Consider the following 11,005-nt stretch of genomic DNA (forward strand, 5'->3'; position numbering starts at 1 on the left):
CGGATGCCGCCGGCGCTGCGCCGGCGATCCAACAGGAACCGTCATGCCGGCTTTGGCCGGCATGACGGATTTTTTAGTTATGGATGTATTTGGCGAACACGTCGCTGAAGTCGCGCCTGGTATGGGTGTCGAGCATCGCCGTGTTCAGCGCATCCAGCAATTCCCCATACTGGCTGACCAGGCTGCCCGCGCCCGGCGCGATATTGAGCTTGTGCACCGAGGCCGTCGCCTCGAGCGTGCGCAGCGCGTTGTCGCGGCAGACCGCATCGCGCCGCTGCTGCTTGCCGATCGTGATCAAGGCCTTGTAAATATCCTTCAGTTGCTCGATGAAGGATTTCTTGACGTCGATCGAGAACTTTATTTCGTTCACGTTGAACTTGAGTTCGATGTCCATGTCCAGCGTGCCCGCGGTCTCGATGCTGACATTGGTGATCAGGTTCGACGCATATTCATAGCGCTTGATCGACCGCTTCGATGACACCGCCGAGTCGCCGTCGACATGGATCAGCGCCAGGTTGGTGAAGCAGTATTCATCCTTCTTGCTCTTGATCAGGAAGAAGATCTGCTCGCCATCCTCGGTGAACAGGTAGTCGTCCGCGTCGACCTTGCTGTAGTCCGCCGGTCCAACGATGACGCCGATATCGCTGATGCCCAGTGCCTCCGCCGCGAATTTCTTGAACATGATGGTCCTCGTGTGGTGAAAACATCCAGATTAACACCACTTCTTCAAGCTGCGTTGAGCTCGGCAACGAAGTCATAGGTATCGCCGCGATAATACGAGCGGCAGAATTCCACGGCGCGGCCGTCGCGCAGGAAACCGAGGCGTTCCACGCACAGGCCGGCATCGCCCTCGCGCGCCTCGAGCAGGCGTGCCTGTTCGGCGCCCAGCAGCAGGGCGGACAGTCGCTGCAGCGCGCGCACCGGGCGGTTGCCGGCCGCGCCCAGCGCCTCGTACATCGAATCGCCCACCGCATCGAGCGAGGGCAGGGCGAAGGCGGCGATGGTCGCGTACTCCACGCACATCGGTGCATCGTCGGCATAGCGCAAGCGGTTGAAGCGGTACACCGGCGTGCCTGGCGACAGCCGCAGGCGCAGCGCTTCCTCGGGCGTGACCAGGCCTTCCGAGCGCTTGAGCCAGCTGCTGCGCGGCACCCGCCCGCGCGCCCGCATGTCTTCCGAGAACGACGTCAGCTTGGCGAAGTTCTTTTCGATGCGCGAATTCAGGAAGTTGCCCGCGCCGGGGCGGCGCACCAGCAGGCCGTCCTCGACCAGGTTGTCGATCGCCTTGCGCACCGTGATACGCGAGATGCCCAGTTCCAGGGCCAGCTGGCGCTCGGCCGGCAGGGCGGCCGACGGTCCATAGCTGCCGTTGTCGATCGCCTGGCGCAGCGCGCGCTGCAGTTGCTGGTAGAGTGGCAGCTTGCCGTCGCCGGCCGCGAGGCTGGCCTTGGCGGCGTCGTGCATCAGTTGGACGAGGGGATTCATGCGCAGGCGAAGGTCAGGGGACAGGAAATGATACCGCAGCCCGGGCCCGCGGTCATTTCGGGCGCGGATCCTTCAAGGGCGGGCTGACCACGGCGACCCGGCCCGCGCGCACTTCGCGCACCGCGGTGGCCACGGCGCGCGCCACGTTGCGCGTCTCTTCCTGCACCGCGGTATCGTGGTCGAAGGTCTCGTGGCTGTCGGCATACGATTCGTAGTAGCCGATGTAGCGGTCGAGCTGGCCGAAGCTGCCCGAGTTGATCAGCCCCATCCATTCCAGCCAGTCCGCCAGCGAGCGCCGCGTGCCTTCGATGCCGGCCACGTCGCCGTGCACCAGCAGGCCATAGGCGCGCCCGGCCAGGTGTTTCGGGTAATCCCAGCCGTCGCGCTCGATCTGCTTGGCCCGTTCGGCGTCCTTGCCCTGGGTGGAAGTGGGATCGGGATTGCCGCCGTCGGCGCACACCAGGCGGTCGATCATCAGTTTCAGCACGGCTGGGGTCTGGTACCAGTAGACGGGGGTAATGATGATGACGCCGTGGGCCAGCACCCAGCGTTCGTAGATCTCGTTCATCCAGTCGTTCACCTGGCGCTCGGCGTGGTTCGGATAGCAGCTGCACGGCCAGTGGCATAGCGGCATCGCGGTCGAGACGCAGCCCTTGCAGGGGTGGATATGGCGGTCGTAGTCGGAATTGAGCAGGCTCAGGTCGAGCACGTCGGCCTCGAAGCCCTGTTCCTCCAGCACGTCCTTCGCCATCTGCGTCATGCGCCAGCTTTTCGAAATCTCGCCGGGGCAGGTGCCGTCGTTGCGGGCCGAGGCGTTGATCAGGAGGACGCGGTTGCGCGTATCGGGATCCTTCTGATGGCGCTCGGCGCCGAGCAGGCGGTCGCGCGCTTCCTTCCACTCGACCGAGAGGTCGTAGCCTGGATCGGCGAAGCCGGGGCCGGCCTTGACGGTGTGGGGAGCCTTGCGGCCTTCGTGGTACGCGTCCCAGGCCACGTCCTCGATCGCAGCCAGTTCGCGGTCGAGCGACTCGTAGCCGGGGTCCTGGAAGGCCTGGCGGAAACGCAGGTGGAATTCGTTGCGTTCGAGCTTGGCGGGCGCCTGGCCCTTGCGTACCGTCGTCGTCATGCTGCCTCCGATGTAAATAAGGCAATTATCCGGCGGGTAGGAGGCGAGGTAATGTACGGGCGCGCACGCTGGGAGGATGAAATCGGGGCGCGATTTACTGCAACCGGCCCCAAAAAGTCGTCCCCGCGAAGGCGGGGACCCAAGTTATTTAGCGCAGCCACTTCGCTTGAGCTGAGCGCGCGCCGAGAAACTTGGGTCCCCGCCTGCGCGGGGACGACGTTGATACCGCTTGTGGCTTACTGGGCCGACGCGGTCTGCGCGCCGCCGCCTTGCTTCTGGTTCAGGTGAACGATCCAGTACTTGGCCAGGTCGCCGGCGCCGCCGCCGCCCTTGACGGTCTGGAAGGTCTGGATTGCTTCGGCGTTCTTGCCGGCGCGTGCCTGTGCCATGCCCAGGCGCAGCTTGGCTTCTTCAGGGTTCTTCAGGCCGCCCTTGGCGATACCCTGCTGGATGAAGGTGACGCCCTTGTCGCCCTGGCCCATGGTGGCATAGGCCCAGCCCAGGTTGACCAGGCCGGCGCCGGTCTTGGCCTTGGCGGCCGAGGCTTCGCCGGCGGCGATGTTCTTCGCGTCGTCGGCCGCGCCCTTGGTCGCCTTGTCGCGCAGGGCGGCGTGCGACTTGGCATTGCTGCCCTGGCCCAGCACGCCGGCGGCGTAGCCGGCGTCCATGGTTTCCTTCGCCTCGGTCGGGAAGCCGTCGCGCAGCGACAGTTCGGCCAGGTCGACGTATTCCTCGGGCGCCATCTTCTTGACGGTGACCGCTTCCAGGCGGTACACATTGATCATATTGGCCTGCGGATCGAAACCGGCCTTGCGCGCCACGCCGCGGTTCAGGACGTCGGTCCAGAAGTCGTCGTTCGGGTAGTGGGCGACCAGCTTTTCGAGCGCGGTCAGGTAGCCGGCATCGTCCTTGACCCGGTTGGCCGACGAGGCCAGCAGGCGCAGGTCTTCCTCGCTCGGCTTCTGGCCGGCCTTCTCGGTCGCCTCGATCGCCGGCAGCAGGGCGGCCTTGGCGGCGGCGAAGTCACCGCCCAGGTAGTAGGCGCGGGTCAGGGCCGGCGCGACTTTCTCGGGGGTCGAGCTTTCTTTCTGGTAGCGCTTGAACCACTCGATCGCCTTCGGATAGTCCTTGGCGTTGTAGTGCATGTTCGCCAGGGCCTGGATGAAGTCGGCCTGCTCGTTCGGTGGCATGCGGCCGGAATTGATCACGGCTTCGAGCGCCGGGATGGCGATCTCGTTGTTGTTGGTCGCCGAGCCGAGCGACAGCTTCATGCGGTTGACCACGTAGTCTTCGTACGGGGTGCGGTTCGGGAAGGCTTCGGCCTGCTGCACGCGGCTCTGCACTTCGGCGTAATTCTTTGCATCCATCAGCGGCTTGATCGCGGCCGGGTCGAGCAGCTTGAACAGCTCAGGACGAACGGTGTCCTTCGGCGCCTCGGCGGCAGCGGCTGGCTTGTCCTGGGCGTGGACAGCGGGAATCAGGGCTGGGGTGCTCAGGCCGACGGCAGCCAGCACCAGGCACAGGCGGGCAAGACGGAATTGGGACATTGTGTATCCTTCTATCTAGACAAAAAATTTACGAAATGCGCTTTCGCCAAATATAGCAAAAATGCCAATCTCGGACAAAGTTGTGCATTGTCCCATAAATCAGCCGTTTTCTGGCCCGTGAATTGTGCCGCAGAGCGGGCGAGGGCGCCCGCGTCGTTACATCGCGTTACCTCGTTGGCCGTTCAAAGCCCGGCACCGGGCAAGTCCCGGGCGCATCGATCTCGCCGGCCAGCCAGGCCACCGCCGCTTCGAGGGCCGGCGGCGCGAAACCATAGCTCATCAGGGCAGGCGAGGGGAAGTCCAGCGCCTGGTAGGGGTTCCACAAGGCCAGGTGCAGGTCGGGGCGCCAGCCGGCGCGGGCCTGCGGGCCGTAGCGGCGGCGCGAGGTCGAGGCCAGGATCGTGAAGCGCCCGTCCTGCGGCAGGGCCGACCAGTCGAAGCTTTCGCTGTCGGCGAAGGTCGCCAGCTCGACGTCATACAGGGTTCCCAGGGCCGCGGCGATGCGATCGGCCGGCACGCCGGCTTCCGAGATGCCGTCGCTGACCACGTCGGCGCGCGCCACCAGGCGCACGCGGCTGCCGCGCGCGGGACGTTGCGGCTGGCCGAGCACCGTCAGGCCGGCGCGCCAGGCGCGCGTCATCAGCGCGCGGTCGTCCTGCTCGCGCGCGTGGGCCGCCGGGCCGGCGGGATGGGCCTGGGCCAGCTTCTCCAGGCGCGCCAGCTTGGCCTCGACGTCGGGCAGAGGCAGCAGGCCGTCGCGGATCGCCTGGGCGATCGCGTGCACGGTCTCGACTTGCGTCTCGCGCGAACCGATCGCCATCACCATGTCGGCGCCCGCCACCAGCGCGTTGACGGCCGCCTGGCCGGGGCTGTAGCGGTGCGCGATCGCATGCATGTCCATGCCGTCGGTGATGATCACGCCTTCGTAGCCGAACTCCTCGCGCAGCACGCCGGTCAGGATGGCGCGCGACATGGTGGCCGGATTGACCGGGTCCAGCGCCGGATAGACGATGTGGGCCGTCATCATGGCCGGCGCCGCCTGCGCCGCCATGCGGAACGGCGCGAACTCGAAGCGCTCCAGTTCCGCGCGCGGCTTGTCGACGTGCGGCAGGTCGCGGTGCGAGTCGACGTGGGTGTCGCCGTGGCCGGGGAAGTGCTTGACGCAGCAGGCCACGCCTTCGCTCTCGCTGCCTTCCATCCAGGCCAGCGCAATCCGCGTGGCCTGCGCGGGATCGGCGCCGAACGAGCGCTCGGCAATCACCGGGTTGTGCGGATTGTTGTTCAGGTCCAGCACCGGTGCGAAGTTCCAGTTGAAGCCCAGCGCGCGCACCGCGCGCGCCACCGCGGCGCCGACTTCGCGCGCCAGTTGCGGGTCGTTCGCCGCGCCCAGGGCCATCGCGCTCGGCGGCGCAGGCACCCAGGTCGAGCGCACCACGGCGCCGCCTTCCTGGTCGAGGGCGACCAGGGCTTGCGGGCCCATGGCATCGACCAGGGCGCCGGTGAAGCGGGTCAGCTGGCCGGCGTCGACCATGTTCTGGCGGAACAGGCACACGCCGCGCACTTTGTGGGTACGCAGGAAGGCGTCGGTGTCGGCATCGAGTTCGGTGCCGAACAGGCGCACCATCATCAGCTGGCCGGCGAGGTCCAGGTAGTCGGTCGTCGCGCTCGTCATCGATGTCCTCGTCAGTTGGTCTTGGTGACTTTGCTCAGGTGGCGCGGCTGGTCCGGATTCATGCCGCGCGCCGCCGACAGTTTCGCCGCCATCGTGTAGAAGGCCTGCACCGCGGCGATCGGGTCGAGGTCGGGGATGGCGGCCGTGGGCAAGGTCAGGTCGCGGCTGGCGATGTCACCTGGCGCGGCCAGCAGCACGCGCGCGCCGCGGCCGCGCATCTCGTCGGCCAGCGCCACCAGGCTGGCCTGGGTCGGGCCGCGCGTGGCGTAGATCAGCAGCGGATAGCCTTCCTCGATCAGGGCCATCGGGCCGTGCTTGATCTCGGCGCCCGAGAACGCCTCGGCCTGCAGCGCCGAGGTTTCCTTGAACTTGAGCGAGGATTCGAGCGCCAGCGGGAAGCTGATGCCGCGTCCCACGACCATGATGTTGCGCGCCGGCGCCAGCACCTCGATCGCGGCCGACCAGTCCACCTCGGTGGCGGCGCGCAGCGCGTCGGGCAGGGCGGCGATGCCGTCTTTCAGCTCTTTATCGTCTTGCCAGTCGGCGACCAGGCGCGCACCGGCCACCAGGCTGGCGATGAAGCTCTTGGTCGCGGCCACGCTTTTTTCAGGACCGGCATGCAGCGGCATGGTCCATTCGGCGGCGTCGGCCAGCGGCGAGGCGGCATCGTTGACCAGGGCCACGGTGGTGGCGCCGCCATTGCGGAAGTAGCGGATCGGTTCGACCACGTCCGGGCTCTGGCCCGACTGCGAGATCGCCACCGCCAGCGTGTCGCGCGCGACGATCGGCGATTTGTACAGGGTGATGAGCGACATCGGCAGCGAGGTCACCAGGCGGCCCATGCGCGCCATGATCAGGTAGGCCAGGTAGTTCGACGCGTGGTCCGAGCTGCCGCGCGCCACCGTCACCGCGCTGTGCAGCTGGGTGGCGCGCAGCCGCGCGCCGAGTTCGGCGTAGCGCTCCACGTCCTGGGTCAGCTGGTGGGCGATGCAGTTGGCGGCGGACAGCGCCTCCTGCAGCATGAGCGAAGTGGTGGGGGCGGTCACAGGAGATCTCCTTCGATATGGACGGCTTTGATGTTCAGGTCGCGGTCGAGGACCACGAAGTCGGCATGGCAGCCCGGCGCCAGGCGGCCGCGCAGGGTTTCGCCGAGGTAGTCGGCGGCATTCGTCGAGACGCGGCGGCTGGCGTCGGCCAGCGGCAGGCCGATCTTGACCAGGTTGCGCAGCGCCTGGTCCATGGTGAGCGTGCTGCCGGCCAGGGTACCGTCGGCCAGGCGCACGCCGCCCATGCATTTGTGGACCACCTGGCGGCCCAGCATGTATTCGCCATCGGGCATGCCGGCGGCGGCGGTCGAATCGGTCACGCAGAACAGCCGGGGGATGCAGCGCAGCGCAGTCTTGATCGCGCCCGGATGCACGTGCAGCAGATCCGGGATGATCTCGGCATATTCGGCATGCGCCAGCGCGGCGCCGACCATGCCGGGATCGCGGTGGTGCAGGCCGGGCATGGCGTTGAACAGGTGGGTGAAGCCGGCCGCGCCGTGTTCGAGGGCGGCCACGCCGACCTCGTAGTTGCCATTGGTATGGCCGACCTGGACCCGGATGCCTGCGTCGGCGAGCAGCCGCACCAGTTCCATATGGCCGTCGATCTCGGGCGCCACCGTGATGAGTTTCATCGGCGCCTGGGCGTCGAAGCGTTTCACTTCGTCGAGGCTGGCCTCGCGCGCGAACGGCGGCTGGGCGCCCAGCTTGCCGGAGTTGATATAAGGGCCTTCCAGGTGCACGCCCAGGATGCGCGCCTCGCCCTTGCCGCGCGCCTTGCAGGCGGCGCCGATGGCCGCCAGCGCGCGGTCGATGTCTTCCAGCGGCGCCGTCATGGTGGTGGCCAGCAGGCTGGTGGTGCCGTGTTTCGCATGCAGGGCGGCGATCACGTGCGGGGCGTCGCCGCCTTCCATCATGTCGCGCCCGGCGCCGCCGTGCACGTGCACGTCGATGAACCCCGGCAGGATGTAGTCGTCGCCGTTGGCGTCGGGATCGGCGGCGGCGCCGTCGATGGCGTCGATGTGGGCGCCGTAGCGCAGCGTGCCGCGCACCCAGCCCTCGGGTGTGAGGATATTGCCTTCGATGGTGGCCGTCATGCGGAATCCTTCAGGTGCAGTTCGATCATGCGCAGCGCGCCCTGCGCCGAGTCGCCGTGCGGAGGGCTGCAGCGCGCCAGCGTGTCGGCCGGCAGGTACAGGCGCAGGGTCTCGCCCAGGCCGCCGCACAGGGCCAGCGGCAGTTCGGCGCGCGGGTCGAGCGCGTGCGCGATCAGGGCCGCGTCGCGCCCGGCCTGCTCGAGGATGGCGCCGGCCACGCCGTCGCTGGCGCCATGCGCCACCACGAAGCGCGCCAGGCCGGCGTAGTCGGTCTGGGTGGCCTTGCCGAGCCAGACCTGGATCGCGTCGCGGTTGCCGCCGCAGGCATCGACGACGTCCCGCGCGAAGGCGCCGCCCTCGACGCGGCCGTCGAGCACCTGCTCGACGTGGCCGATGGCGCGCAAGCCCATCCAGGCGCCGCTGGCTTCGTCGCCGGCCGGGAAGCCCCAGCCGCCGACCTCGACCCGCGTGCCGTCGGTGCGCAGGGCCTCGCCCACGCTGCCGGTGCCGATGGCGACGATGGCGCCGGGCCGGCCGCCGTGGGCGCCCATCAGGGTCGTGAAACCGTCGGTGTCGAGCCTGAGCGCGGCATAGCCCGGATTGGCGGCGCTGAATTGCGCCGCCCATTCCTTGTTGTGCACGCCGGCCAGGCCCAGGCCGATGGCGCAGGACGCCATGGGAATGGTGTCGATGCCGAGCGCGGCGAAGGCCTGGGCGACGGCCGTATTGACCGCCTGCCAGGCGTTGCCGATGCCGTGGCGCAGGCCGGAAGGGCCGCTGTTGCCGGTCGCCAGTTCGGCGCCGTCGCGCCCGGCCAGGCGCACGCGGGTATTGGTGCCGCCGCCGTCGACGCCGATGAGATAGTCGATCATGGTAAGTAGGCTGGAATGAGGTCAAGGCACTATAGGCAGGGCCCATCCCGATGTCAACAGGTATTTAACTGGTATGCGGCGATGCAGACCAAATGAGGGGATAGCCGGCGCTCATGGCGCTCGGCTCGTGGGTAATGGTGTGCATACTGGTATCGTCACTGGTATGGTTTTTTGTCCTGGATGGCGACGATTACCTGGAAGGTAATCGCCGCGCCCGGCCCGCGCCGCGAGAATGGTCATTCCATCCACCCACAGGAGAACGCCATGCACAACCCCCAAGCCATCGCCCGCCACTACCTCGCCGCCTGGAACGAGCGCGAGCCGGAAGCGCGCCGCGCCCGGGTCGCCGCCGTCTTCGCCGCCGACGCCAGCTATATCGACCCGATGATGCAGGGCGCCGGCATCGACGGCATCGACGCCATGATCGGCGCCGCCCAGCAGCATTTTCCGCAGCACCGCTTCGAACTGCGCGGCACGCCGGACGGCCACAACGACGTGGTGCGCTTCGCCTGGACGCTGCAGGCGCCGGACGGCAAGGCGGTGGCGCACGGCCTCGATATCGCCACCGTCACGCTCGACGGCCGCCTGGCCGACGTGACCGGTTTCCTGGACCAGTCTTGAAGACATCGCCGCTTGAGCCAACTGGACGGCTCGGCGACAATCACGAGCACACGGCAAGGAGGAAACCATGCAGGCAGCGAGCACCTCTTATTTCAGCGACTTCGCGACCGCGCTGCGCTACTGGCGCGGGCGGCGCGGCCTGAGCCAGCTGCGGCTGTCGGTCGACGCCGACATCTCGCAGCGCCACCTGAGTTTCCTGGAGACTGGCAGGGCGCAGCCGGGGCGCGACCTGGTCCTGAAGCTGGGCATGGTGCTCGACATCCCGCTCCGGCAGCGCAACGCGATGCTGCTGGCGGCCGGCTTTGCGCCGGCCTACCGCGAGCGCAGCCTGTCCGACCCCGACATGGATGCGGTCAAGCGCGCGCTCGACTTCATGCTGGCCCAGGCCGCGCCGTATCCGGCGCTGGTGGTCGACCGGCTGTGGAACCTGGTGATGTTCAACGAGCCGGCGGCGCGCATGATGCGCCACTTCCTCGACTTGGCACCCGACGCCCCGATCCCGCGCGACGGTTCCATCAACGTCCTGAAGCTCACGCTGGATCCGGCCGGGCTGCGGCCCTTCCTGGTCAACTGGGAAGCGGTGGGCGCCGACCTGCTGCAATGGGTGCAGCGCGAGGCGATGGGCGACGGCCCGGCCAGCGAGTCGACCCGGCTGCTGGACGAGTTGATGGCCTTGCCCGGCATCGCCGAGGCGGCGCGCCAGCCCAACCTCGACCGGCTGGCGCTGCCGTTCCTGCCGATGACCTTGCGCAAGGATGGCCTGGAGCTGAACCTGTTCACCACCATCACGACCCTGGGCACGCCGCACGACGTCACCGTGCACGAGTTGCGGCTCGAATCGTTCTTCCCGGCGGATGCACAGAGTCGCGCGTGGTTCGATGCGGCGCTGAATCGATCGGGATAAACCTCGCCATTTAAAAGAGCATTGAATAGTTTATTCACGGCAATGTTTATTTAAAGAAACTTGGCCAAGTAAATACTAATGTGATCGCTGGTAGATAATCAATGATTCATATTAATTAAAATATTGAACGGCTTGTTTAACATTATTTATATCCACACGGAAACATTATGTCGCACTCCATCGCGGAATCTTTCGATTTTTAACGTTTCCCTTAGGTGTGTCGCGAAAAAACACAAAAAACGAAGCTAAAAAATTAATATCCAGCAATTTCTCTATCAGATCAAATTAAAATATTGCCTTTGATCATCTGAGAAATTCGGCCAAATGAAACAGCGTCGTTCGACCGCTTCCCCATCGATTAACTCTACCCAGGCAATTCATCGTCGCCGGCGCCTGCTGGCGCTCGAACCGCGCATGCTGTTCGACGGGGTGGCATTGGTCGATCCGGCGGCGGAAGCGGCGCGGCCGGCCGATGCGCCGGCAGATACGTCGGCCGAATCGCAGGCCGATCCGGCCCAGGCGCAGGTCTTGCCCGCAGTGGGCCGGAGCGGCGCCGATGCACGGTCGGACGGCGAGGCCGAGCCGATGCCGGCCCAGGACGAGGCGGTGATGGCGGCGATCCAGGCCATGAATGCCGG

Annotated in this window: 10 protein-coding genes; 2 read left to right on the forward strand and 8 right to left on the reverse strand. The window is 66.9% G+C overall.

What is annotated here, in order from left to right; all coding sequences use genetic code 11:
- Window positions 1-73: 73 nt before the first annotated feature.
- The 8 genes from Q9246_RS18290 to Q9246_RS18325 all read right to left on the reverse strand — a co-directional run bounded on the left by Q9246_RS18290 (window position 74) and on the right by Q9246_RS18325 (window position 8,842).
- The gene (locus Q9246_RS18290; protein WP_306392135.1) at window positions 74-682 is read right to left on the reverse strand and encodes a PH domain-containing protein; all 609 of its coding nucleotides are present in this window, start codon (window positions 680-682) and stop codon (window positions 74-76) included.
- A gap of 44 nt (window positions 683-726) precedes the next feature.
- Window positions 727-1,464, reverse strand: coding sequence for a GntR family transcriptional regulator (locus Q9246_RS18295; RefSeq protein WP_306398222.1), 738 nt, complete (start codon window positions 1,462-1,464; stop codon window positions 727-729).
- Between the two features lie 73 nt (window positions 1,465-1,537).
- Window positions 1,538-2,611: a flavodoxin family protein gene (locus tag Q9246_RS18300; protein ID WP_306392136.1), complete on the reverse strand. Its 1,074-nt coding sequence runs from the start codon at window positions 2,609-2,611 to the stop codon at window positions 1,538-1,540.
- Between the two features lie 236 nt (window positions 2,612-2,847).
- Window positions 2,848-4,158 (reverse strand): tetratricopeptide repeat protein, encoded by a 1,311-nt coding sequence (locus Q9246_RS18305; RefSeq protein WP_306392137.1) that lies wholly within the window; start codon window positions 4,156-4,158, stop codon window positions 2,848-2,850.
- Between the two features lie 166 nt (window positions 4,159-4,324).
- Window positions 4,325-5,830: a beta-N-acetylhexosaminidase gene (gene nagZ, locus Q9246_RS18310; RefSeq protein WP_306392138.1), complete on the reverse strand. Its 1,506-nt coding sequence runs from the start codon at window positions 5,828-5,830 to the stop codon at window positions 4,325-4,327.
- Between the two features lie 11 nt (window positions 5,831-5,841).
- Window positions 5,842-6,852, reverse strand: a complete 1,011-nt coding sequence (locus Q9246_RS18315) for an SIS domain-containing protein (protein ID WP_306398224.1) — start codon at window positions 6,850-6,852, stop codon at window positions 5,842-5,844.
- A 20-nt stretch (window positions 6,853-6,872) separates the two neighbouring features.
- Window positions 6,873-7,970: an N-acetylglucosamine-6-phosphate deacetylase gene (gene nagA, locus Q9246_RS18320; protein ID WP_306392139.1), complete on the reverse strand. Its 1,098-nt coding sequence runs from the start codon at window positions 7,968-7,970 to the stop codon at window positions 6,873-6,875.
- Window positions 7,967-8,842: a glucosamine kinase nucleotide-binding domain-containing protein gene (locus Q9246_RS18325; RefSeq protein ID WP_306392140.1), complete on the reverse strand. Its 876-nt coding sequence runs from the start codon at window positions 8,840-8,842 to the stop codon at window positions 7,967-7,969. The genes nagA and Q9246_RS18325 overlap by 4 nt, the downstream gene beginning before the upstream one ends.
- A gap of 264 nt (window positions 8,843-9,106) precedes the next feature.
- On the opposite strand from Q9246_RS18325, the gene Q9246_RS18330 reads away from it, so the two are divergent.
- The gene (locus Q9246_RS18330; RefSeq protein ID WP_306392141.1) at window positions 9,107-9,463 is read left to right on the forward strand and encodes a nuclear transport factor 2 family protein; all 357 of its coding nucleotides are present in this window, start codon (window positions 9,107-9,109) and stop codon (window positions 9,461-9,463) included.
- Between the two features lie 67 nt (window positions 9,464-9,530).
- Window positions 9,531-10,367, forward strand: coding sequence for a helix-turn-helix domain-containing protein (locus tag Q9246_RS18335; RefSeq protein ID WP_306392142.1), 837 nt, complete (start codon window positions 9,531-9,533; stop codon window positions 10,365-10,367).
- Window positions 10,368-11,005: the final 638 nt, after the last annotated feature.

Source organism: Telluria beijingensis (genome assembly GCF_030770395.1).
In the GTDB taxonomy this organism is placed as follows: domain Bacteria; phylum Pseudomonadota; class Gammaproteobacteria; order Burkholderiales; family Burkholderiaceae_D; genus Telluria; species Telluria beijingensis.

Bases quoted from the DNA above. Each gene is read 5' to 3' on its own strand.
- nagA (WP_306392139.1), bottom strand. From the start codon at position 7,970: ATGACGGCCACCATCGAAGGCAATATCCTCACACCCGAGGGCTGGGTG.
- Q9246_RS18330 (WP_306392141.1), top strand. From the start codon at position 9,107: ATGCACAACCCCCAAGCCATCGCCCGCCACTACCTCGCCGCCTGGAAC.
- Q9246_RS18300 (WP_306392136.1), bottom strand. From the start codon at position 2,611: ATGACGACGACGGTACGCAAGGGCCAGGCGCCCGCCAAGCTCGAACGC.
- nagZ (WP_306392138.1), bottom strand. From the start codon at position 5,830: ATGACGAGCGCGACGACCGACTACCTGGACCTCGCCGGCCAGCTGATG.
- Q9246_RS18295 (WP_306398222.1), bottom strand. From the start codon at position 1,464: ATGCACGACGCCGCCAAGGCCAGCCTCGCGGCCGGCGACGGCAAGCTG.
- Q9246_RS18315 (WP_306398224.1), bottom strand. From the start codon at position 6,852: ATGCTGCAGGAGGCGCTGTCCGCCGCCAACTGCATCGCCCACCAGCTG.
- Q9246_RS18325 (WP_306392140.1), bottom strand. From the start codon at position 8,842: ATGATCGACTATCTCATCGGCGTCGACGGCGGCGGCACCAATACCCGC.
- Q9246_RS18305 (WP_306392137.1), bottom strand. From the start codon at position 4,158: ATGTCCCAATTCCGTCTTGCCCGCCTGTGCCTGGTGCTGGCTGCCGTC.
- Q9246_RS18290 (WP_306392135.1), bottom strand. From the start codon at position 682: ATGTTCAAGAAATTCGCGGCGGAGGCACTGGGCATCAGCGATATCGGC.
- Q9246_RS18335 (WP_306392142.1), top strand. From the start codon at position 9,531: ATGCAGGCAGCGAGCACCTCTTATTTCAGCGACTTCGCGACCGCGCTG.